General features: G+C 66.2%; 20 protein-coding genes. 18 read left to right on the plus strand and 2 right to left on the minus strand.

Features of this window, described 5'->3' with window-relative positions:
* Positions 1-98 precede the first annotated feature (98 nt).
* From FA89_RS10125 to FA89_RS10185, 13 genes are all read left to right on the plus strand, one after another.
* Positions 99-416 (plus strand): STAS domain-containing protein, encoded by a 318-nt coding sequence (locus FA89_RS10125; protein ID WP_036140505.1) that lies wholly within the window; start codon positions 99-101, stop codon positions 414-416.
* 10 nt (positions 417-426) lie between these two features.
* Complete coding sequence (locus tag FA89_RS10130; RefSeq protein WP_036140506.1) at positions 427-789, plus strand: response regulator; 363 nt, start codon at positions 427-429, stop codon at positions 787-789.
* 49 nt (positions 790-838) lie between these two features.
* On the plus strand, positions 839-2,815 hold the full coding sequence (locus FA89_RS10135; RefSeq protein WP_036140507.1) for a chemotaxis protein CheA: 1,977 nt from the start codon (positions 839-841) through the stop codon (positions 2,813-2,815).
* Between the two features lie 346 nt (positions 2,816-3,161).
* Complete coding sequence (locus tag FA89_RS10140; RefSeq protein ID WP_036140509.1) at positions 3,162-3,677, plus strand: chemotaxis protein CheW; 516 nt, start codon at positions 3,162-3,164, stop codon at positions 3,675-3,677.
* An 84-nt stretch (positions 3,678-3,761) separates the two neighbouring features.
* Complete coding sequence (locus FA89_RS10145) at positions 3,762-5,489, plus strand: methyl-accepting chemotaxis protein (RefSeq protein ID WP_036140511.1); 1,728 nt, start codon at positions 3,762-3,764, stop codon at positions 5,487-5,489.
* Between the two features lie 2 nt (positions 5,490-5,491).
* Positions 5,492-6,367 carry a CheR family methyltransferase gene (locus tag FA89_RS10150; protein WP_036140513.1) on the plus strand — a complete coding sequence of 292 codons (876 nt, stop codon included), beginning with the start codon at positions 5,492-5,494 and terminating at the stop codon, positions 6,365-6,367.
* The gene (gene cheD / locus FA89_RS10155; RefSeq protein ID WP_036140514.1) at positions 6,364-7,023 is read left to right on the plus strand and encodes a chemoreceptor glutamine deamidase CheD; all 660 of its coding nucleotides are present in this window, start codon (positions 6,364-6,366) and stop codon (positions 7,021-7,023) included. The genes FA89_RS10150 and cheD overlap by 4 nt, the downstream gene beginning before the upstream one ends.
* Before the next feature lie 90 nt (positions 7,024-7,113).
* Positions 7,114-8,241 (plus strand): protein-glutamate methylesterase/protein-glutamine glutaminase, encoded by a 1,128-nt coding sequence (locus FA89_RS10160; RefSeq protein ID WP_036140516.1) that lies wholly within the window; start codon positions 7,114-7,116, stop codon positions 8,239-8,241.
* A 16-nt stretch (positions 8,242-8,257) separates the two neighbouring features.
* Positions 8,258-9,439, plus strand: coding sequence for a methyl-accepting chemotaxis protein (locus tag FA89_RS10165; RefSeq protein ID WP_036140517.1), 1,182 nt, complete (start codon positions 8,258-8,260; stop codon positions 9,437-9,439).
* 11 nt (positions 9,440-9,450) lie between these two features.
* Positions 9,451-9,756 (plus strand): STAS domain-containing protein, encoded by a 306-nt coding sequence (locus FA89_RS10170; protein ID WP_036140518.1) that lies wholly within the window; start codon positions 9,451-9,453, stop codon positions 9,754-9,756.
* Between the two features lie 586 nt (positions 9,757-10,342).
* Positions 10,343-12,004, plus strand: a complete 1,662-nt coding sequence (locus tag FA89_RS10175) for a collagen-like triple helix repeat-containing protein (protein ID WP_036140519.1) — start codon at positions 10,343-10,345, stop codon at positions 12,002-12,004.
* 88 nt (positions 12,005-12,092) lie between these two features.
* Positions 12,093-13,754 (plus strand): ShlB/FhaC/HecB family hemolysin secretion/activation protein, encoded by a 1,662-nt coding sequence (locus FA89_RS10180; protein ID WP_051938668.1) that lies wholly within the window; start codon positions 12,093-12,095, stop codon positions 13,752-13,754.
* A gap of 95 nt (positions 13,755-13,849) precedes the next feature.
* Positions 13,850-14,956 carry a catalase family protein gene (locus tag FA89_RS10185; protein ID WP_185754302.1) on the plus strand — a complete coding sequence of 369 codons (1,107 nt, stop codon included), beginning with the start codon at positions 13,850-13,852 and terminating at the stop codon, positions 14,954-14,956.
* Between the two features lie 4 nt (positions 14,957-14,960).
* Here the strand turns inward: FA89_RS10185 and phbB are convergent, their stop codons facing one another.
* On the minus strand, positions 14,961-15,701 hold the full coding sequence (phbB, locus tag FA89_RS10190; protein WP_036144051.1) for an acetoacetyl-CoA reductase: 741 nt from the start codon (positions 15,699-15,701) through the stop codon (positions 14,961-14,963).
* A gap of 57 nt (positions 15,702-15,758) precedes the next feature.
* Positions 15,759-16,649 carry a tRNA glutamyl-Q(34) synthetase GluQRS gene (gene gluQRS, locus FA89_RS10195; RefSeq protein ID WP_036140521.1) on the minus strand — a complete coding sequence of 297 codons (891 nt, stop codon included), beginning with the start codon at positions 16,647-16,649 and terminating at the stop codon, positions 15,759-15,761.
* Between the two features lie 189 nt (positions 16,650-16,838).
* On the opposite strand from gluQRS, the gene htpX reads away from it, so the two are divergent.
* From htpX to FA89_RS10220, 5 genes are all read left to right on the plus strand, one after another.
* Positions 16,839-17,729 (plus strand): protease HtpX, encoded by an 891-nt coding sequence (htpX, locus tag FA89_RS10200; protein WP_036140522.1) that lies wholly within the window; start codon positions 16,839-16,841, stop codon positions 17,727-17,729.
* Between the two features lie 68 nt (positions 17,730-17,797).
* On the plus strand, positions 17,798-19,663 hold the full coding sequence (gene htpG / locus FA89_RS10205; RefSeq protein ID WP_240003879.1) for a molecular chaperone HtpG: 1,866 nt from the start codon (positions 17,798-17,800) through the stop codon (positions 19,661-19,663).
* A 213-nt stretch (positions 19,664-19,876) separates the two neighbouring features.
* Complete coding sequence (locus tag FA89_RS10210; RefSeq protein ID WP_185754303.1) at positions 19,877-20,782, plus strand: AEC family transporter; 906 nt, start codon at positions 19,877-19,879, stop codon at positions 20,780-20,782.
* Positions 20,783-20,821: 39 nt separating this feature from the next.
* Positions 20,822-21,220: an RNA-binding S4 domain-containing protein gene (locus FA89_RS10215; protein WP_036140525.1), complete on the plus strand. Its 399-nt coding sequence runs from the start codon at positions 20,822-20,824 to the stop codon at positions 21,218-21,220.
* Positions 21,221-21,456: 236 nt separating this feature from the next.
* Positions 21,457-23,517: a hypothetical protein gene (locus FA89_RS10220; RefSeq protein WP_221174291.1), complete on the plus strand. Its 2,061-nt coding sequence runs from the start codon at positions 21,457-21,459 to the stop codon at positions 23,515-23,517.
* Positions 23,518-23,777: the final 260 nt, after the last annotated feature.

A 23,777-nucleotide genomic window follows, 5' to 3' on the forward strand; every position in this document is an offset into this window, starting at 1 on the left:
ACCGGTGACGCATCGCCTAAAGCTTTCCCCCGTGGGGCCGATAAGCCCATCGAACGACCCCAGGCGATCTGCGCCACGGGGTCCCCATGGTACGGACGATGGCCAAGAAATCCTCCAAAGAAGCCACCAGCACAGCGCTGGCACTCGATGCCGACCTGCGCATCGCCGCGGCCCCCGCGCTGCGCGATACGCTGTTGGCGGCGCTCGCCAGCGGCGGTCCGGTCGGTATCGACGGTAGCGCGGTGGCCCAGGTCGACACGGCGGCGCTACAGTTGCTTGCCGCGTTTTCCCGCGATGCGCGGGCGGCAGGACGCACCGTCACCTGGACAGGCGTCAGCGATCCCCTCCAGCGCGGCGTGGTCGTGCTGGGTCTCAACAGTCTGATTGAACTGCCGGCCCACGCCGGCGTGAACTGAAGGTGCTTCGATGGCTAAGATTCTTGCGGTAGACGATTCGGCTTCCATGCGCAGCATGGTCGCCTTCACCCTGCGTGGCGCCGGTCACGACGTCGAAGAGGCCGACAACGGCCAGGCGGCGCTCGATTCCGCCGCCGTGCATAAGTTCGACCTGATCCTCGCCGACGTGAACATGCCGGTGATGGACGGTATCTCGATGGTTCGTGAGATCCGCACCCGCCCGGACTACCGCGGCGTGCCCATCCTCATGCTCACCACCGAGTCCAATCCGGAAAAGAAAATGGAAGGCAAGGCGGCCGGTGCCACCGGCTGGCTGGTCAAGCCGTTCGATCCGGAGCAGCTGCTGGCCACCGTCGGCCGCGTTCTCGGCTGATCTTTCCGCAAGTCGCTTCCTTACACGTTCCGGTCATCCAGGGTTCCCCATGTCCAAAGTCGATCTGGCGCAATTCCACAAGGCGTTCCATGAAGAGAGCCTCGACGGTCTCGACGCCATGGAGCAGGCGCTCCTCGCATTGGACGAGGGTGCCGAAGACCCGGAACTGATCAACGTCGTGTTCCGTGCCGCCCATTCGATCAAGGGCGGTGCGGCCACGTTCGGTTTCACCGACGTCGCGGCCTTTACGCACGTGGCCGAAAACCTGATGGACGAGGTCCGCAGTGGCCGCCGTCCGATGGAAAAGGCCGTCGTCGAATTGCTGCTGCGCTCGGGCGATACGGTGCGCGACATGCTGTCCCTGTCGATGGCCGGCCAGCCGGCCGCCACGGCGGAAAGCCAGGCGCTCCTGGCCGAGTTGTCGGCCATGGTCTCGGGGGCGCCGGTCGCGCCGGTGGCGGCCAAGGCCCCCGCACCGGTCGAAGCCATCGAAGGCTGGGACATCGCGTTCCGCCCGTTCGACTACCTGCTCAAGACCGGCAACGATCCGGCACGCATGTTCCGCGAGCTGGAGGCCATGGGTCCGCTCACGGTCACCTGTGACACCAGCAAGCTTCCCGCGCTGGCCGACATGAACGCCGAGTCGTCCTATCTCGGCTGGACGCTGAGCCTGGACGCCGGCGCCAAGCGCGCCGCCGTCGAAGGCGTGTTCGACTGGGTCGACGGCGATTGTGACCTCACGGCCACGCCGCGCCTGTCGGCACCGGTGGCCGCGCCCGTCGTCGAGGCCGTCGCGCCGGTTGCGGCCGCCGCGCCACGCGCCGTCCGCGAACCCGCGGTCAACAGCGAATCCAGCTCGGTCCGCGTCGGCATCGAGAAGATCGACGTCCTGATCAACCTGGTCGGCGAGCTGGTCATTACCCAGTCCATGCTCACCCAGTTCAACGACGGCGTGGACGAATCGCAGCTGGAAATGTTCCGCCAGGGCCTGGCCCAGCTGGGTCGGCACACCCGCGAGTTGCAGGAAAGCGTGATGAGCATCCGCATGCTGCCCATCAGCACGGTGTTCAACCGCTTCCCGCGCCTGGTCCGCGACCTCGCGCAGAAACTCGACAAGAAAGTCGTGCTGGACATGCGCGGCGAAACCACCGAACTCGACAAGACCGTGCTGGAAAAGATCGGCGATCCGCTGGTCCATCTGGTACGCAACGCGATCGATCACGGCCTGGAGATGCCGGACAAGCGCCTGGCCTCGGGCAAGGGCGACACCGGCACGCTGCGTATGGAAGCTTTCCACCGCGGCGGCTCCATCGTGGTCGAAGTGGCGGACGACGGCGCCGGTCTCAATCGCGACGCCATCGTCGCCAAGGCCGTATCGCGCGGCATCATCAGCTCCGGCGAGCATCTGTCCGACGACGCCGTGGCCGACCTCATCTTCGAAGCGGGCTTCTCCACCGCCGCCGCGACCACCGACCTGTCGGGCCGTGGCGTGGGCATGGACGTGGTACGCCGCAACGTCATGGACCTGGGCGGCACGGTCAATATCCGCAGCGTGCAGGGCCGGGGCACCACCTTCACCATCACGCTGCCGCTGACGCTCGCGATCATCGACGGCCTGACGGCGGCGGTGGGCGATGAAACCTATATCGTGCCGCTGGTGTCGATCGTGGAGTCCGTGCAGGTCAAGCCCGATGCCCTGCGTAGTGTGGTCGGCGGCGGCGAGCTGTTCCGCTTCCGCGACCAGTGGCTGCCCATCGTCCGCTTGTTCGACGTGTTCAACTGCGAAGGCCAGCGCCGCACCATCGACGAGGGCATCGTCATCGTGGTGGAAGGCGAGGGCAGCCGCATCGGCCTGTTCGTCGACGAGCTGATCGGCCAGCAGCAGGCGGTCGTCAAGTCGCTCGAGGCGAACTACCGCCGGGTCAGCGGCATCTCCGGCGCCACCATCCTCGCCGATGGCTCGGTCGCCCTGATCGCCGACGTCGCCGGCCTGGTGCGCCTCCAGGCCCGCCGCAAGGCCGCCTGACGCCCGCACCTCGGGGCACTCCCCCCGCAGTGCATGTCCATAGGTAGGAGCGCGCGCTCGCGCGCGACATCCTCTCGCGATCACCTCTGAGCTGGCGCGCCAGATCCGGGCTCACGGCCGCAAAACATGTCGCGCGCACGCGCGCGCTCCTACACGCGGCCGTCCCATACGCGCCGTTCCGATGCCCGCCCGTCCTGCGCGCGCGGCCCATGCCCGCCCGCCCGGGCCTGCCTGGCTCACATCCGCGCACATCCCGTTGAAATTGGCCCTCAAGCTCCGCTGGGGATAGCCGATACCCCAAGGGAAGGGGTCCCGAACCGCCGATCCGATCCGCCGTGGGAACGACATGAACCAAGCAGCCAATACCGCCATCGACGCGTCCGAAGAGGCCGCGCAATATCTCACCGTCAACCTCGGCAACGAGGAATACGCGGTGGACATCCTTGCCGTCCGCGAGATTCGCGGCTGGACAGCCGTCACACGCATCCCGCAGGCACCGCCCTACGTGCTGGGCGTGCTCAACCTGCGCGGGGCCATCGTCCCGGTGCTGGACCTGCGCCTGCGCTTCAGCCTGGATCGCGAGGATTACACGGCCACCACCGTCACCGTCATCGTGATGGTCAACGGTCGCCAGTTCGGGGTGGTGGTCGACGCCGTCTCCGACGTGGTGGAAGTCGCCCCCGGCAGCATCCGCCCGGTGCCCGACATGGGTACCACGGTCGATACCGAATACCTCAAGGGCCTGACCTCCGTCGGGGAGCGCATGGTCCTCCTGCTCGACGTGGATCGCCTGCTTCAGCCGCAGGACGCCCAGATGCTGGAAGCCGCCCTGGCCTCCACGGATGTCAAAGCCGTCGCCTGAGCCTGAGCGTGCGGCGGTGGCCCCGGCTACCGCGACACGCGATGCCCGGTTTGCCTTTGCCGCACCTTGCCGATTGGAACCGTAATGAAGAAGTTCAAGTTCAAGAAGCCCGCACTGACCGTTCGCGGTCGTCTCTACGGCGTGCTCGGCCTGCTCACGATCATGCTGCTCGGCGGCGCCGCCGTGGGCCTGGGCGCCATGCACTTCCAGAACGAAGGCATGCGCAAGATCTACCAGGAAGGACTTGCACCCTCGGAGATGCTCGCGCGCATCGCCACCAATTCGCTGATGTCGTTCGTGGTGCTCGGCGAGGCCGGTACCAAGGTCAGCAATGCCGACCAGGTGAAGCAGAAGCTGGCCGAGTTCGACAAGTACCAGGCGGACAACGACAAGACACAGGCCGAGTTCCTGAAGATCCCCATGTCGGCCAACGTCAAGAAGCTGTACGAAAAATGGGAAGCCACCGCGTCCGATTACGACCAGGCCAAGGCTGACATGATCGACGCGCTGAAGCAGGCCGACGAAGGCGCTTCGGACGTCCTGGAAATGCAGGTGCGTCCGTTGCTGATGGATCGCCAGTCGCAGCTGACCAAGCTGATCGAGGCCAAGCGTGAAGAGGCCTCCGAGATCTACGCCACCGAATCCTCGCAGTACGCGCTGATCCGCACCCTGAGCATCGGCTCGCTCGCCATCGGCCTGGCGATCTGCCTGCTGATCGGTGTGCTGGTGATCCGCTCGGTCATCCGTACGCTCAACGAGGCGGTGGGTATCGCCAACGAGATTTCCGAAGGCAAGCTGGGCCACGACGTGCAGGTCACGCGCAACGACGAACTGGGTCAGCTGCAGTCGGCGTTCCGCGCCATGGATGAGCGCCTTAGTGCCATCGTGACCGAGGTGCGCCACGGCTCCGGTTCGGTCAGCACCGCCGCGCAGCAGATTTCGCGCGGCAACGACGACCTCTCCCAGCGCACGCAGGAACAGGCCTCCAGCCTGGAACAGACCGCGTCCTCGATGGAAGAAATGACCTCCACGGTCAAGCAGAACGCCGAGAACGCCAGCCACGCCAACCAGCTGGCCCGCGGTGCCCGCGAGCAGGCGGAGAAGGGCGGTGAAGTGGTCGCCCAGACGGTCGTGGCCATGCGCGAGATCAACAGCTCCAGCAAGAAGATTTCCGACATCGTCAGCCTCATCGACGAAATCGCCTTCCAGACCAACCTCCTGGCGCTCAATGCTGCGGTGGAAGCGGCCCGCGCCGGTGAGCAGGGTCGCGGCTTCGCCGTGGTCGCCACCGAGGTTCGCAACCTCGCCCAGCGTTCGGCGGGTGCGGCCAAGGAGATCAAGGGCCTGATCAACGACAGTGCCAGCAAGGTCAGGGCCGGTTCGGAACTGGTCGACCAGTCGGGCAAGGCGCTGGCCGAGATCGTCGAAAGCGTGAAGAAGGTGACCGACATCGTCGCCGAGATCGCGGCGGCCAGCTCCGAGCAGTCCGCCGGCATCGACCAGGTCAACCATGCGGTGCTGCAGATGGACGAAATGACCCAGCAGAACGCCGCGCTGGTCGAGGAATCCGCAGCGGCCGCGCGTGCCATGCACGAGCAGGCCACCGAGCTCAGCCGCCAGGTCTCGTTCTTCCGCGTCACCGGCAACGTCGCCTCCTCCACGCCGGCCGCCAAGGCGCCGCGCAAGGACGCCACGCAGCAGGAAATGGAAACCGTCTTTGCCGCGGTGCGCAGCACGCCTGTCGCCGCACCCGCCACCCGCGCATCCCGTCCGGCCGAGTCGGCCGACACAGGCGCCTGGAAGGAGTTCTGATCATGAACGCGCTCGTCCATTCCAGCGACACCGTCGCGCAGACGAGCGCGTCGGGTCCGAACCTCGGCGACGCCGAGTTCACCTTCCTGCGCGAGTTCGTGCTGCAGCATTGCGGCATCTCCCTGGGCGAGCACAAGCGCCAGCTGGTCCAGGGGCGCCTGCTGCGGCGGTTGCGCACGCTGCAGCTCGACGGCTTCGCCGCCTATTGCGACCTCCTGCGCCGCGATCCGGACGGCGAGCTGGGCGAACTGGCCAGCTGCATCAGCACCAACGTCACCTCGTTCTTCCGCGAGATGCACCACTACGACATGCTGGTCGATGAACTCCTGCCGCGCTGGCTGGAGGAAAAACGCAACGGTGGCCGCCTGCGTATCTGGTCCGCCGGTTGCTCGACCGGTGAAGAACCCTATGCCATCGCGATGGTGCTGGCCGAGGCCATGGAGCGTACGGGTATCCAGATCGACGCGAAGATCCTCGCCACCGATCTCTCGCCCCAGGCGCTGGAATTCGGTCGCAAGGGCGTCTATCCGGTCGAGCGCCTGTCGGGCGTGAGCGACGCGAGGCGCAAGCGCTGGTTCCTGCGTGGCGAGGGCTCGTTCGACGGCTTTGCCCAGGTGCACCCGCGGTTACGCGAGCTGGTTACCATCCAGCCGCTGAACCTGCTCCACGACTGGCCCATGCAGGGCAAGTTCGACGCCATCTTCTGCCGCAACGTCGTCATCTATTTCGACAAGCCGACCAAGCAGCGCCTGTTCTCCCGTTACGCCGGCATGCTGGACAGCCGCGGCTACCTCTTCCTCGGTCACTCGGAATCCATGTACGGACTGTCCGAGGACTTCGACCTGATCGGTCGAACGGTCTACCGGAAACGCACATGAGCGACACCTTCGTTGCGCAGCCCAGGACGTTCGCCAATTTCGATCCCAAGGCGGTGCTGCCGGGGTTCGAACACATCCGGCGATTCTGGGATCCCGCGCAGGAAGTGGTCACGGTCAAGATCCTGCCCGGCGAGTACTACGTCAGCCGGCAGGAGGAGATGATCTCCACCGTGCTCGGCTCGTGCGTGTCGGCCTGCGTGCGGGATACACGCCTGCGTATCGGCGGCATGAACCACTTCATGTTGCCCGAGCCGGCCGGCGAGCGCGACAGCTGGAGCTCCACGGTCGGTCGCGCCGCGCGTTACGGCAACGACGCCATGGAACAGCTGATCAACGCCATCCTCAAGGCCGGCGGGCGCCGTGACGACTTCGAGGTCAAGATCTTCGGCGGCGGCCGCGTGCTCGCCACCATGACCGACATCGGCCAGCGCAACATCGCCTTCGTGCAGCGCTACATCGCCACCGAGAAGCTGCGGCTCTGCGCGTCGGACGTCGGCGACATCTTCCCGCGCCAGGTGCAGTTCTTTCCGTTCAGCGGCAAGGTGCGCGTGCGCCAGTTGCGAGCCGCCCACGACAACAATCTTGCCGATCGCGAGAAACGATACCTCAAGCGATTGGCCGACGATCCGATAAAGGGAGAGGTGGAACTTTTCTGACGTGTAAATCGTCAGGCCGTTCCACACAGACATTCAGCGCCGTTCGGTTCCACCGACGGGGACGTCACGCCACCCGAGTTGCAAGCATCCATGCAGAAAGTTCGCGTTCTCATCGTCGACGACTCGGCCCTCGTACGTAAGGTGCTGTCGACCATGCTCGAGTCCGATCCGGGCATCGAAGTGGTCGGCACCGCCGCCGATCCCCTGATCGCCCGCGAGAAGATCAAGCAGCTCAACCCCGACGTGCTCACGCTCGACGTCGAGATGCCGCGCATGGACGGCCTGACGTTCCTCGAGAACCTCATGCGTCTACGGCCGATGCCGGTGGTGATGGTATCCACGCTGACCGAGAAGGGCGCGGAAGTCACGCTGCGCGCGCTCGAGCTGGGTGCCATCGACTTCTTCACCAAGCCGTCGGCCGACCTCGCCAACACTTTCATGGAGCACGCGCCGGAGATCTGCGCCAAGGTGCGCCTCGCCGCGGGCGCCAAGCCGCGCGAGCGTTCCGAGGTCACCCGTCTTGACGTGCCACGGTACGACTTGCCGCGCATGGACGTGCCGCCGCGTCTGTCCGCCGACGCAGTGCTGCCGCGCGCGCAGACCGCAGGCAGCCGCGGCGGTACCCGCATCATCGCCATCGGTGCATCCACCGGCGGCACCGAAGCCATCCGCGTGGTGCTCGAGGCCATGCCGCCGACCGCCCCGCCGATCGTCATCACCCAGCACATCCCTGCGGCGTTCAGTGGTCCGTTCGCCGCACGCATGGATACCTGTTCCGCCATGCGCGTGTGCGAGGCCCGTGACGGCCAGCCGATCCAGGCCGGTCATGCCTACATCGCGCCGGGCGGGCAGCACCTGCTGGTGATGTGGGACGGCGCCAAGCATGTGTGTCGCCTGCACGACGGCCCGCCGGTCAACCGGCACAAGCCGTCGGTCGATGTGTTGTTCCGCTCCATGGCCGCCAGCGTCGGCGCGGCCACCGTTGCCGTACTGCTGACCGGCATGGGAGACGACGGCGCCCGCGGTCTGGGCGAACTGAAGGAAATCGGCGCGCCCACGCTGGTCCAGGACGAAGCGTCATCGGTCGTCTGGGGCATGCCGGGCGCCGCCTGGAAAGCCGGTGCCGCCAGCGAAATGCTGCCGCTGGACGCCATCGCCGCGCGCTTGCTCGCGCTTGCCCAAACCCCTGTTTCCGCCGTCGCCCGCGTCGGCACCTGAAGAACGAGACATCATCATGGTCATCCCGAAGAACGAACGCAGCATCGGCTTTATCGCCAGTGCCATCGCCCTGGTCATAGTCCTGGTGTTCCACGCTGCCTGGGTCGCTCCGGTCGTCGTGGCCGTGCTGACGGCTACCTGGATCGCCATCAGCCTGGTGCCGGCCCCGCTGCCGGAGGTCGAGGTGGTGCTCAACTCGCACGCCACCAGCGACGAGGCATCCGTACGCGAGGCCATGGAAGACGTGCGCAGCGCCATCGTCGACGAACTGGGTCACGCCAGCCGCGAACTGCACCAGGCGCTCGACCTGGTACGTGATGCGGTGGCTGAACTGGGCGGCGGCTTCAACGGCCTGTCGCACAAGACCGGCAAGCAGCAGAAGCTGCTGACGGAGATCATCGAAAGCGGTGGCCAGGGCATCTCGGTGCAGGATTTTGCCTCCCGCACCGCCGGTCTGCTCGAGCATTTCGTCGGCCTGATCGTCCAGCTGTCGCGCGAAAGCCTGCGCATCGTCTACCGCATCGACGGCATGGCGAAGGAAATGGATGCCGTGTTTGCGCTGCTGAAGAACGTCAACACGATCGCCGAAGAAACGAACCTGCTGGCGCTCAACGCCGCCATCGAAGCGGCGCGTGCGGGTGAATCCGGCCGCGGCTTCGCGGTGGTCGCCGGCGAAATCCGCAACCTCGCCCAGCACAGCAACCAGTTCAACGAGAAGATCGGCACCCACGTGGAGCGCTCGCGCACCGCCATGGAACAGCTGCGCGAACTGGTCGGCCACATGGCCTCGCAGGACATGAACGTGGCGCTGTCGGCCAAGGGCGACATCGACCAGATGATGTCGACGATCACCGAGTCCAACCAGCGCACCAGCGCCGCGGCGGACGAGGCGGCCACCATCAATCGCGGCCTCGGCAACGACGTGTCCACCACCATCCGTTCGCTGCAGTTCGAGGACATCCTCAGCCAGCTGCTGCACCAGACGCGTTCGCGCCTGGTCGAGCTGCAGGAGATCACCGCCGACTGCACGCGCGACATCGAAGAGCTCGCCTGCGCGCCGTCCGATCCGTCCGAGCTCGGCGGCCGCGCCCAGCGTGTGCGTGCCCGCCTTGCCGAGCAGCGTGAACGTGCCCGCCTGCGTGCCCGCGGCCCCGCCCTCCAGCAGTCGATGGCTGCCGGCGACATCGACCTGTTCTGAGGAAGACACCCATGTCCATCAACGTTCACAACGATGCCGAGCACGGCTGCCTCACCCTCCACCTGGGCGACCGCTTCGATTTCTCGATCCACCGTGCCTTCCACGATGCCTGCCTGGGCGACGTGCTGGCGGCACGGAGTTATGTGCTCGACCTGGAACAGGTGACCAGCATGGACAGTTCCGCGCTGGGCATGCTGATGCTGCTGCGCGAGCATGCCGGCGGCGATCGTGCGGAGATCCGTATCGTGAATGCCGGGGCGGATTTGCGGAATACGTTGCGTATTGCGGGGTTCGATAAGTTGTTTACCGTGCATTGAGCGGTTTTTTCAGGTTTTGAAACACGCCCCGGTATCGGGGCGTTTTTTTTGGGCTGGTGGGGCGGGCTCGGCTTTGCCATCGCGTTGGCGGGCTCGGCTTTGCCATCGCACTGGCCGGCTCGGCTACGCCATCGCGTGCGGTTGTAGGAGCCGACGATGTCGGCGAACCCTTGCCATTCATTGGGCAAGCGAAGCCTTGCGCCCGTCAAAGCCCGCTTCGTTTTTCGCTCGGAACGCCAGCACGTATGCGATGCATGGCCTCTTTCGCCATAGCCACGTTTAGGGTTCGCGCACGCGCGTGCGCTCCTACCAACCACGTCAGGGAAATGACGTGGATTTTTTGGCGTTTTGAATGCCTTGCGCGAATTCGTCGTTTTGCTCGATCCAGCGCGTCGGCGGCTTGACGCAGCTACACAAATGGCCGAATCGGCTTGGAATATGCGCGTTTATTGGCCGTATTTGCGTAATACGGCACAGGCGCGCGGCGTTTCATGAATCACCGGGTGTGACGTGGGTCACAGTCGATGTTCCGCTCCCGCAGGTCGGGAGCAGTGTCCAAAATGCCATGCGTTCGGAGGGGTGAATCATGAGCGAGCAGAAATTCAGCAAGGTTCTCACACGTACCGTCCTCGTCAGTTGCCTGCTCGCAGGCGCCGTGTCGATGACGGCCTGCAGTGGTCATGGCTCCACCCGCTCCGGCAGCAAGACGGGTACCAGCGTGAGCCCCGGTACGGCCGGCGGTCCCAGCGGCAGCGGTAGCGACGGCTCGGGAAGCGGCGGCTCCGGAAGCGGCGGTACGGGGAGTGGCGGTTCGGAAACGGCAGGCGGGCCTTCGGATACGGGTAGCGCCGGTGGAACGGGCGGCACCGGTAGCACCGGCGGCGACAGCACGGCGGGCGGCCCCAGCGGTACGGGCACCGGCGGCACCGGCGGCGGTACGGGCGGCACAGGCGGTGCCGGCGGTGGAACGGGCGGCACCGGCGGCACGGGAGGCACCGGCGGTGGTACCGGCGGCGACGGTGGCACGGGCGGCGGTACGGGCGGCGGCACCGGCCCGACGACCGCGGCAGCCAGCACGGCCGTCGGATCGCTGGCGACGGGAGCGGGCGGCATCATCGCGGCGATTGGCGGCACGGTGACCGGCGTCGGCGCGCAGTTGCCGACGACCACGGTGCTGGGCGGTACGGCGGGCCTGACCGATGCGTTGAGTTCGGCGGTGCAGGGCGTGGGTGGTGCGGTGACGACGCTCGGCAATGCCACCAGTGGCGGCCTGGGCCAGATCGGCAACATTGCCGATCCGGTTGGTACGACGACGGACAGCCTCGGCAATGTGGTGACACAGGTCGGCGGGGCGGTGAACGATCTGGGCGACGGTGTCGCGACGGTGGGTGCGGGTACGCCGATCATGCCGATCACCCAGGCCGTAGGCAGTGTCGTGGGCTATACCGGCTCTGGCGTGGGACAGGTGGGGTCGACGCTCGGCGGCGCACTGGATTCCGCTTCGGGCAACACGCTGACGCAGGCCGTGAGCAACGTTCTCACGCCGGTGGTCAGCGCGCTGGGTGACAGCGCCTCGCCGATCAACTCGGGCAACCTGGTCTCGGCGATCGGTTCGGCGAGCGGCAGCCTGGTCAGCGGCGCAAGCGCCGGCGTGTCGTCGCTGGGTAGCAACATCGCCGCGGTGCAGGGACCGGGCGCGACGTCGGGCCTGACCGCCACCGCCGGCCTGGCGGTGCAGAACGTGGCATCGACGCTGGCGCCGGTGGGCGCGGGCCTGTCCAACGGCCTGGGCAAGGCAGGCGTCGGCGGCGGCGATACCGTCGGCACCACGCTCGCAGGGGCCACGGCCGCCGTCACCGGTGCGGGTAACACGGTGTCCGGTCTCGGTACCGGCGCGCTCGCGCCGCTGGCTCCGGTAACGTCCGCCCTCGGCAACACGGTGTCCGGCATCGGCAACGGCGCCACGGCGGCCGTCTCGGGCGGTGGCGCGCTGTCGGATGCGACCTCCGCGGTCAGCTCGGTCGTCAATACCGTTGCCGCGGCCACGGGCACCGTCTCGGGCGCCACGGCGGGCGGTGGCTCCACCGGTACGGCTCCGACCGGCCTGGGTGGTGCGCTGGCCGGCGTGACCAACACGGTGAGCGGTACCGTCGGCGGACTGGTGGGAGGCCTCACGGGTGGCGCATTGAATGCGAACGAAGGCTCCAAGCTCGGCGTGAAGATCGGCCTCGGCGGCGGTACCCGCTGACCCCATCGTGATGTCGAAGACGGGCGACGCTCCGGCGTCGCCCGTCCACCTGTTCCGTTTCCGGTCCGATGGACCCAGGGGAGTGTCCATGAATCGATGGTTCGGCTTCCTTATCGGTGTGGTCGTCGTGTGTTCCGCGCAGGGGCAGGTGCGTGCCCCTGCCAATCCGCTGCAAACCCTTCCCCGTACCGAGACGCCCAGGCAGGCGCCGGTCAAGGTGAACGTCGAAGCGCCCAGCCAGGCCGTCGAGGCGTTGCTGGCCCGTCACCTGACGCCCACCCGTTTCGACGTGACGGGCGTGAAATCCATCCCGTTCGACAAGGTGGCCGCCGAGTTTGCGCCGATACGCGGCAAGGACACCACGGTTCGCGACCTGATCGCCGCCGCCGACCGCGTCACGGCGATGTACAAGCAGGCCGGCTACGCGCTGTCGTTCGCGTTCGTGCCCAACCAGAACTTCTCCGGCGGCGTGGTGCGTGTGGCCGTCGTGGAAGGCTATGTGTCCGAGGTGCGCGTCACCGGCGATGCCGGCAACATGGAGTCGCGCATCCGTGCCATCGCCTCGCACGTGGTCGGCGAGCGGCCGCTGCGGCAGGACACCTTCGAGCGTTACACCCAATTGCTGGGCCAGTTGCCCGGGCTGACCATCGGCGCGAACGTGCCGCCGCCCACCACGACCGACGGTGCAACCCGCCTGGAACTGAGCGCGAAGCGGCAGCGCTACGACGTCAGCTACGGCATGGACCTCAACCACCCCGGTGCGCAGGGCGTGTTCACGCTGCTGGAAAACGGTGCCACGCCGCTGGGCGAGCAAGTGAGCCTGTCCACGCTGTTTCCGAACGGCGGCGGCCAGCGCCTCTACGTGCTCGGGTACATGCAGCCGTTCGGCTCGCAGGGCTGGCAGGGCAAGGTGGACGCCACCCGCTATTGGGGTACGCCCGACACCGACAACCAGTTGCCGGCGTACCTGGATCACCGGCTCACCCAGGACCGGCTCGCCCTTTCGGCCGTCTATCCGCTGGTGCTGACCAACAGCAAGCGTTTGAACCTGACGATGGGGATCTATGCTTCGAAGCAGGACGATCGCTACCGCAACACGCTCAACGGCGCGATGGTGGCATTGCAATCGAGCGTTCGCGTGCTGAACGCCGAGTTGTCGTGGTTGCAGGTGGGCACGCAGCGCACGCAGCAGTTCAGCGCCGCGGTGTTCCACGGCTTCGCGGGCATGGGTGCGTATTCCCGCGCGGTCAGCAACACCGGTCCGCTGGCCATTGCCACGCCCGATGTCAGCTTTACACGCTACACGACCAGCATGACCTGGGCCGAACAGTGGAAGCACCGCTTCGGCACGGTATTCCGGGCGACCGGGCAATACAGCGACAACGCCTTGCCATCGACCGAGCAGATCAACTTCGGTGGACCGAGCTACGCCTATGCGTACGATCCCGGCGACGCGGCGGGCGACAGCGGCTGGGCCGCCTCGGCGGAAGTGAACCGCAGCTTCGTCATCGGCAGCCGCTGGGTCAAGTCCGTGGTGCCGTACGTCGTGTACCAGAGCGCTCACGTTTACCTCAATGGCGCGCGTCCCCTGATCGACAAGCTGGACTCGGCGGCGGTCGGGGTGAGGGTGTCGGACAACCGGCACTATTCGGTGGATTTCGCGCTGGCCCGCCCCACGGGCGACCGGCCGCCGGAAAGTAACGATCGCGATACGCGGTGGAACCTGACCTTCAGCTACAAGCTGATGTAGCCGCGGTTCCGTTCACACACCGGGTGGCACACCGACCCGGTGTTCACAAGCACGGCGGCACGATCCTTCCACGCCACCTGCTCGGAAGCCGCCCCATGCCCCTCTCGTTGACGCCGCCGCCCATCCTTTTCGACGAATCGCTCGAGCAAGTCGCACCCGATGAGGCGGAGACCGCCGAACAGCTGATCGAGACGTTGACCCGCATCAACGAGACGACGCTGGAGCACGAGAAACACGCTTACCGTTCCGTGCATGCGAAGAGCCACGGCCTGCTTACAGGTGAACTGGTGGTGCCGGACGGCCTGCCGTCTGAACTCGCGCAGGGCATTTTCTCGAAGCCCGGGCGCTATCCGGTGGTGATGCGCCTGTCGACCGTGCCGGGCGACATCCTCGACGACAGCGTGTCGACACCGCGCGGCATGTCGATCAAGATCATCGGCGTGGAAGGCGACCGTCTGCCCGGCAGCGAAGGCGATGCCACGCAGGACTTCGTCATGGTCAACGGCCCGACATTCGGCGCGCCCACGGCGAAGAAGTTCGCCGGCACGCTCAAGCTGGTGGCCGCCACCACCGACCGGGCGGAAGGGGCGAAGAAAGTCATTTCCGCCGTGTTTCGCGGCACCGAGCGCCTGATCGAGGCGTTCGGCGGCAAGAGCTCCACGCTGCTGGCGCTGGGTGGCCAGCCCGAGACCAACCCGCTGGGCGATACGTACTACAGCCAGGCGCCGATCCGTTTCGGCGACTACGTGGTCAAGGTGTCCGTGGCCCCACATTCGCCGAACCTCACCGCGCTCACCGATGCCGAACTGAACGTCAACGGCAAGCCCGACGGCCTGCGTGACGCGATGGTCGAGCATTTCGCGCGCGAGGGTGGCGAGTGGGATGTCCGCGTGCAGTTCTGCACCGATAGCGAGAGCATGCCGATCGAGGACGCATCGGTGGCCTGGTCGGAAGAGAAAAGCCCGTACATCGACGTGGCCCGCATCGTGTTGCAGCCGCAGTCCGCATGGGATGAAGCGCGCAAGCAGGCGATCGACGATGGGTTGTCCTTCAGCCCCTGGCACGGCGTGGCGGCGCACCGCCCGCTGGGTTCGGTGATGCGCGCGCGACGCGTGGCCTACAGCGTGATGGCGAAGTTCCGCGCTCACCATAACGGTCTTGCGATCAGCGAGCCGAGGTCCCTGGACGACCTCAAGCTCTGACGCCTTACCAGCCCATGTAGTGACCGCCGTTGATGGCGAGGTTGGACCCGGTGATCCAGCCGGAGTCCTCCGACGTCAGGAAGGCCACCGCATGGGCGATTTCCTCCGGGCGCCCCAGGCGCCCGACCGGAATCTGCGCGACGATCTTCGCGCGGATGTCTTCAGGCACCGCCATCACCATGTCGGTACCCACGTAGCCGGGTGACACGGTGTTGACCGTGATGCCGAAGCGCGCGTTTTCCTGGGCCAGCGAAATCGTGAAGCCGTGCATCCCCGCCTTGGCGGCGGCGTAGTTGGCCTGGCCGTACTGGCCCTTCTGCCCGTTGATCGAGCTGATCTGCACGATGCGGCCCCACTGGCGCAGGCGCATGCCCTCGATGACGGGTCGGGTGACGTTGAAGCAGGCATTGAGGTTGGTGTTCACCACCTCGGTCCACTGCTGGTAGTCCATCTTGTGGAAGGTGGTGTCGCGCGTGATGCCGGCGTTGTTGATGAGGATTTCCACCGGGCCGGCCAGGGCTTCCACCTCGCGGACCATGGCTTCCGCAGCGTTAGGGTCGGCCACGTCGCCCGGCACCATCACCACGTCAATGCCATCGCGGATCATGTCCTCGCGCCAGGCGGTCGCGCGGGCCTCGTCGCGGTAGTTTGTCGCCACCCGGTGCCCCTGACGGGCCAGGTAGCGCACCAGCGCCGTACCGATGCCGCCGGTGCCCCCGGTGACCAGTGCCGTGCGTTGCGTGATGCCCTGCTTCATGTCTGACCGTATCCGTGGGTGATCCGCTGCGCGGTAAGCCGACTTTTATAGCGTCGGCGTGTGGGTAAGACTACTGCGGCGAAGCGACGCAGGGTCGAAGACCGCCAGGGCATCGTGCAGGAAGCGCTCCGGGCGGGTGGCCGCAGAGTGGGACGGCACCCCCAGCTGCGCCAGCGCAAGGCGAAGGGCAGGCAGCGGATCGGCCGGGTCCATCGGCCACGATGCCGCCGATTTGGACAGCTTGCGCCCCTCCGCGTCGCACACCAGGGGCAGGTGCAGGTAACCGGGCGATGGCAGGCCGAGCCGGCGCTGGAGGTAGTGCTGGCGGGCGGTGGACTCGAGCAGGTCGGCACCGCGCACGACATGGGTGATGCCTTGCCCGGCATCGTCCACCACGCAGGCCAGCTGGTAGGACCACAGCCCCTCCACCCGGCGGATGACGAAGTCGCCTGCCGTCTCACGGAGGTTTTCCGCTTGCGGGCCCTGCAGGTCGTCGGTCCAGGCGAGGTCGATGTCCGGCGTGCGCAGCCGCCACGCCACGGGACGCGAGGGATCGGGCGGCGCCACGCAGCGGCCATCGCGGTGCACGCCGCCGTAGGGTGCCAGGTCGGCGCGGCTGCACCCGCAGGGGAAGAGGTCGCCCTGGTCCCGCAATTGCGCGAAGGCCGCGGCGTACAGGGTGCCCCGATCGGACTGGAACACCGGCGGCTCGTCCGCGACCAGGCCGAACGCGTGCAGCGTCGAGAGGATGTCCGCCGCCGCGCCGGGCACTTCGCGTGGCGGGTCGATGTCCTCCATGCGCACCAGCCAGTCGCCCCCGTGGTGCCGCGCGACCAGCCAGCTGCCGACCGCCGTCACCAGCGAGCCCAGGTGCAGCGCGCCGGTGGGGGAGGGGGCGAAGCGTCCCCGATAGCGGGAAGGAGGCGGTGGTGCCACGGGTTGAGTCGTTTCTCAGGGCGTGCGGGACGCGATCGATCCAGTGTAGGCGATGGCGCCGGGCGGCGAGCCGCGCCGCGCCGAGTCCGGGCCGGAGGCGTGGGCCCCAGGCATTGAATCGTTCAGCGTCCGCCCCGAAAACTTGCCGTGCGCGGCGCCTTCCAGTCAGCCGCCCAGAGAGAGAAGACCATGTTCAAACGTATCGCCCTCTTCATCGCGACCAACCTCGCGGTCATCCTGCTGCTCACCTGCGTCACCCACGTGCTGGGTATCGACCAGTGGGCCGCCCAACGCGGCATGGGCATCGGCGGCCTGATCGTCTTCGCCTCCATCTTCGGCATGGGCGGCGCCTTCGTCTCGCTGGCCATCTCCAAGTGGATGGCCAAGATGACCACCGGGGCCAAGGTCATCACCCAGCCGGCCAACGAGACCGAGCGCTGGCTGGTCGACACCGTGCGCGGCCATGCGGAGAAGGCCGGCATCGGCATGCCCGAGGTGGCCATCTACGACGCCCCGGAAATGAACGCGTTCGCCACGGGCATGAGCCGCAACAATGCCCTGGTCGCCGTCAGCAGCGGCTTGCTCCAGCAGATGGACCGCGAGCAGGTCTCGGCCGTGCTGGGCCATGAGATCGGGCATGTGGCCAATGGCGACATGGTCACCCTGACCCTGATCCAGGGCGTGCTCAATACCCTGGTGATCGTCCTGGCGCGCGTGGTGGGCCGCGTGGTCGACAGCTGGATGAGCGGCGGCCGCGAGCGTGACGGCGAGGGCGGCATCGGCTATTTCGTGGTGGTGATGGTGTTGCAGATCGTGTTCGGCCTGTTCGCCTCCATGATCGTCATGTGGTTCTCCCGCTGGCGCGAGTTCCGGGCCGACGCCGCGGGCGCCAGCCTGGCCGGACGCACCTCGATGATCTCGGCCCTGCAGCGCCTTTCCGCCAATCATGGCGACACCAGCCTGCCGCAGACGATCCAGGCCTTCGGCATCTCCGGGCACCTCGCCTCGGGTTTCAAGCGCCTGTTCATGAGCCACCCGCCCATCGAGGAACGCATCGCCGCCCTGCAGAAGGGGCGGTGACCCACCTTTTTTCCTCACGGGGGCGCCCCCATAATCCGCTGCCTGTCCACCCATGAAGGAACGGCATCGTGAGCCAGGAAACCCGTAAGTTCGAAGCCGAGGTCGCCCAGGTCCTGCATCTGGTCACCCACTCCCTCTACTCGCACAAGGAAATCTTCCTGCGCGAGCTGATCTCCAACGCCTCCGACGCCTGCGACAAGCTGCGTTTCGAGGCGCTGGCAGACCCCCAGCTGGCCGCCGACGATGCGGACCTGCGCATCCAGATCACCTGGGACCCGGATGCCCGCACCATCAGCGTCCGCGATAACGGCATCGGCATGAGCCGTGACGAGGTGGTCGCCAACATCGGCACCATCGCCAGTTCCGGCACGCGCCGCTACCTCGAGGCCATGTCGGGCGAGCAGAAGGCGGACGCCCGCCTGATCGGCCAGTTCGGCGTGGGCTTCTATTCCGCCTTCGTCGTGGCTGACAAGGTCACCGTCATCACCCGCCGCGCCGGCGCGCCGGACGCGGAAGGCGTGCGCTGGGAAAGCGACGGCAAGGGCGAATACCTGCTCGAGGACACCAGCGTCGCTGAGCGCGGCACCACCGTGGTGCTGCACCTGAAGGCCGACGAGGACGAATTCCTCAAGTCGTGGCAGCTGCGCTCGCTGGTCACCAAGTATTCCGACCACGTGGCCTTCCCCATCCGCATGCCGGTGGAAAAGGAAGGCAAGCCCGACCCGACCGAGTGGACCACGATCAATTCGGCGTCCGCGCTGTGGTCGCGTCCGAAGAGTGAGCTGACCGACGAGGAGTACCAGGGCTTCTACAAGGCACTGGGCCACGACTTCAACGACGCCCTGGCCTGGACGCACAACCGCGTCGAAGGCAGCCAGAGCTTCACCACGCTGCTGTATGTGCCCGAGCAACCGCCGTTCGACCTGATGATGGGCGGCCGCGAAGAGCGCAAGGGCCTGAAGCTGTACATCAAGCGCGTCTTCATCATGGATGCCGCGGAAGAACTGCTGCCGAACTACCTGCGCTTCGTGCGTGGCGTGGTCGATGCGGACGACCTGCCTTTGAACGTCAGCCGCGAGATCCTGCAGCAGAACCGCCAGCTCGAGCGCATCAAGGGCGCCTGCACGAAGCGCGTGCTGGACCTGCTGGAAAAGGTGGCCCGCGACGAGCCGGAGAAGTTCGCCACGTTCCTGGCCGGCTTCGGCAACACGCTCAAGGAAGGCATCGTCGAAGACACCGCCAACCGCGACCGCATCGCCAAGCTGCTGCGCTTCGCCTCCACCAAGGGCGAGGGCTCGGCCAAGACGGTGTCGTTCGACGACTACATCAACCGTATGTCGGTCGGCCAGGACACGATCTGGTACGTCACCGCCGACAGCTACGCGGCCGCCGCCGGCAGCCCGCAGCTGGAAGCGTTGAGGGCCAAGGACATCGAAGTGCTGCTGATGTTCGACCGCGTCGACGAGTGGATGCTGGGCTACCTGACCGAGTACGAAGGCAAGCGCCTGCGCAACGTGGCCAAGGGCGAGTTCCCGCTGGACGAGGCCGACAAGGCGAAGCAGGAAGCCGCCACCGAAGCCGCCGCCCCGCTGATCGAGCGCGCCAAGGCTCTGCTCGGCGATCGCGTCGGTGACGTCCGCATTTCGGCGCGCCTCACCGACTCGCCGTCGTGCCTGGCGCTGGCCGATTTCGACCTCGCCCCGCACCTGGCCCGCCTGCTGCGCGAAGCCGGCCAGGACGTGCCGGAGTCCAAGGCCGTGCTCGAACTCAACCCCGAGCATCCGCTGGTGAAGCGCCTGGCCGCCGAAACCGACGACGGCAAGGCCGGCGACCTCGCCGGGCTGCTGCTGGAGCAGGCCGAGATCACCGCCGGCGCGCAGCTGTCCGACCCCGCCGCCTTCGTGCAGCGGATGAACCGCGTGCTGCTGGCGTAAAGCTCACGGTGTCGCACCGCACCCGGTGCGACACCGTCCGTCTGCCCCGCAACACCGCCCGTCGTAGGAGCGCACGATGTGCGCGACATCTTTTGAGGCCGAACCCACGACCTGGCGCGCCAGCTCGATGGGCACCGCGAAACCATGTCGCGCACATCGTGCGCTCCTACATGCCGCGCGGCGCAACAGGCGACGATGTTATCGTCCAACCCCATGTCCGCCTTGCTCATTCTCTTCGTCTGCCTCGCGCTCGGCATCCTCTGCCGGCGTTTCGCCCGCCTGCCCGAGGGCATCGTCCCGGGCATCAACTGGTGGGTGCTCAACGTGGCGCTACCGGCGCTGGTGCTGGCGCTCGTCCCGCAGGTCACCGTCGATGCCCACCTGTGGTTCCCGGTCGCGGGTATGTACATCACCTTCTTCGGCGCCTGGGGTCTGTTCGCGCTGTTGGGCAAACTCCTGCACTGGACGCCGCAGCGGGTCGGTTGCCTGACCCTCGTGGGTGGCTTCGGCAACCCCTCGTTCATGGGCTACCCGCTGATGGAGGCGCTGCATGGCAAGCCGGGCTTGTCCATCGCGGTGATCGCCGACCAACTCGGGTGTTTTCCGTTGTTGGCGGCGGGCGGCATCGTCGTGGCGTCGCTGTATTCGGGCAAGAGCACCCGCGCCACGGCCATCGTGTGGCGCGTGCTGAGCTTCCCGGCATTCCTGGCGCTGCTGGTGGGCGTGGTGGTGGGCATGGCCGGGGGCTGGCCTCCCGCCTGCGAGAAAGTGCTGCTACAGATCGGCCAGACCCTGACGCCGCTGGCGCTGTTCTCCGTGGGCCTGCAGTTCCGTCTGCAGATGCGCAGGGAAGAAACCCTTCCCCTGCTGGCCGGACTGGGCTGGAAACTGCTGTTGGCGCCGTTGGCTGTGCTGGCGTTGGGCCTGTCCGCCGGCGTGGGCGGACTGATTCTCACCGTCGGGGTAATGCAGTCGGCGATGGCACCGATGATCTCGGCAGCCATCCTCGCCGACCAGCACGGCCTGGAGCCGCGGCTGGCGAACACGGTGTTGGGCGCGGGGATCGTGCTCTCGCTGATGACGTTGCCGCTCGGCAACCTGCTGCTGCCAGCCGCGTGAGCGCTTGGTTTTGCCCCGGCGCGTCCGCACACTCAGCCCATGACCGATCAGACCAGTAGTTCCGGGGTTCGCGCCGACGTATGGCTATGGGCAGCACGCTTCTTCAAGACCCGCAGCCTGGCCAAGCAGGCCATCGAGGGCGGCAAGGTGGTGCTCAACGGTGCGCCCTGCAAACCGGCCCGACCCGTGGTGGCCGGCGACACGCTGCGGATCACCCGCGGCGACGAGCGCCTGGTCTGCCTCGTGGTGGCGTTGTCCACCAAGCGCGGCCCGGCGCCGGAGGCGCGCAAGCTCTACACCGAGACCGAAGAGAGCATCGCCGAGCGCGAGCGACTGCGTGAGGACAAGCGTCTGACCGGCGGTGCGCTGCTGCGTCCGGACTCGCGGCCGGACAAGCGTTCGCGGCGACTGATCCAGAACCTCAAAAAGACGTTGTGACTTGCGGTTCCGCCTCCTTGAACCAGTTGTGAGAGTGCTCCTTCCAGCAATTTCCGTCTGGTCTTGCCCTCGGTTCTACGTAAGCGAGACGGCTATCGCGATAGCGTTCGCTCCCATAAAACTCCGCGTTGAGTGTGTGGCCGCCTTTTCAGACCAGACCGCTTGTTCCCGCAACCCGTTCAGTGTCCAATCGACGGGTGCCACATGGCAGCGCCATTTCAGGGAACAAGGACAGCATGATGTTTAACGATCTTCGCCGACCGGACCGTCGGTATGCCGCATCGACGTGCCTTACGGGTATTTCCGCGCTTCTTTTCCTGGCAGCTTGTCCTGCCGCTCGGGCCGCCGATACGTGTGAGTCCACCTTTAAGGCATCAGGTAGCCTTTTCTCAGGCAAGGTATTCGAAGCGCGCTGGATCGCGCCTGGTGTGTCGGCACAAGGCGCGGTTGAGCAAATGAAGGTCATTGCCCCAGGCGAGGACTTCCAGGTCGGGCAAGATACGCTTGCCGGATCAACCGCTAAGCTCGCTCTCACAAACAAACCCCAGGCGAACTCACGGGGTTTCCCCGTCGATTTTTCGGCTGACGACAGCGGTCAGCTCGTGTTGAAGGCCAGCCTGCCTGCAGGTATGGGCGCCAGCGAAAAAGACATGAGAGCGTCGATGTGCGGCATTCTCGCGAAGGTGAAGCCGCGCGGAGTGGAATCTTCCGTGCCGGCCACGGCCACGGCCACGACGGACGCGCGCGCCGCTCAGGGTGCGCCGGGTGCTTTGCCTGGTCCTATCTCGCCCGAGGATTCGACCCGTCTGTGCGAGGCGAATTTTACCGATGAAACCGATGTCGTCGGCGGCACCCGTTCCGTCTTCGGCACATGGACACTGACCTCTTCCGGCGACGACGCGCAGCATGCGTTCGGACGTCTCAAGGCATTTCTGGCCAAGACCTCGGATGCCCGCATGCTTCGGGAGGACTTCCACGGCAAAAAGGGTGCAATGGATATCTCGCTGACCAGCGGCGCGTACATCCGTTCGACCATCATGGACGCGCCCGACGTTCGACCGTTCCCGGTACGAGTGGAGTTCGACAGTGACATGGGGGCGGTTTCATTAGTCCTTCGTACGTACTCCAAGCAACAAGGCTCCCGAGACGCGCTTCGTAGTATCGCGTGCGCAATGCTCTCCGCCACCGCGGCCGGTACGGCGCCGTCTTTGCCGAATCAATCCGAAAAGACGCCGCGACTCCGTAATCCGTTCAAGAAGGTCGAGAACTCTGCTATGGCCAAGCGAACGGACGATCTTAAACGCCGAACTGATGGCATGGAGGCCTTGTTTGTACGTGCGATCCACGCAGGCAAGGCATTCGTGGCCATGCCATCCCTGTTCGTATTCAAAAAATACCAGGGTATGGGCGTCGACCAGCTGCGGGAAGAACAGCTCGTGAACTACTGGATCGACCTTACGGCCACCACTCAGTGGCAACGAGCGGGCGACGCGGCGGATATCCTGCAAACGGGCTCCATGTCCAGCATGACTGAGCAGGGTTTGCACGGGTTTGCTTATAGGTATCCCGGTGGAAGCGGTAAGTCGGAGTACGGCCTATTCATCGTCGATCCCGGCACCTACGAACTTAAAGGGACGAGTACCGAGTTCCGCCGCGCGCCCATGCCGGATATGTCGGCGCAGGCCGATCCAGCGAAGTCATCGTTGGGATCGGTATCGTTTGTGTCGACCCAGGACACGGAGTACTACAAAACACAGGTCTGGCAAGGCGCAACCTATCAAAATGGTACTTACACAGGTACGTACTGTGCTCTGATGGACGCATCGACAGGTGGGTGTGCAGGTTTCGATGTCGGCACGCGAAGCTACTCGAAGCAGGTTAGTTCGGCAGGATACAAGACCGTGCAACTCGACAAGCAGGTAAGCGGTTTGCTTGTGACTACGTCGTTGTCTCGCCCGTTTGCATCATTCCGGGTCGGAAAAGGGGACGTGGTCTATGCGGACGGCTTTGTCGTCGATGGAGCGAGCGTCGTCATCAATCACGATGCGTGCAAACAGACGGATGGAGATACGGCAACCTGCGCCTTGAAGTCCTTCAACGTGCTCCGCGTCCCGGCGACGGCTGAGCATGTCTCGGAATGGCAGCGAAGTGGCTTGATCGCACCATCCCTGGCTGGCCTTCTCGGCAAAGCCAAGCCGGCGGACATAACCCTAGGGGCAGGAGTTGTAGCCCTGCCCCAGAAGCCGGGTACGTTTGAGGCGGGTTGGGCGACTCGCTACGCGCTCAAAAGCAAATAAAAAGGATTCTTCACAACTGACGTGCCGAATCAGGTTTAGAGCGCTGTTCCAGCAGCCGTTTCGTGCCATGCCGTCGCCAATGCTCTCCGTCCCCGCTTGCCTCTGTCGTCACGGAGGTGGCGGGTGGTTACGCTCTGAGCGAGTTCGGCCGCTTGCGGCCGTTGTTTGAGCGCAGAGTGTGACCACCCGGCGCCTCATTGCCGCGCCGTACGAGCGGCGGCGGCCCCGGCATGGGCTCCGGGGCAGGCCCCGGTCATGTA

Origin of the sequence: Luteibacter sp. 9135, assembly GCF_000745005.1 — a bacterium.
Classification (GTDB): domain Bacteria; phylum Pseudomonadota; class Gammaproteobacteria; order Xanthomonadales; family Rhodanobacteraceae; genus Luteibacter.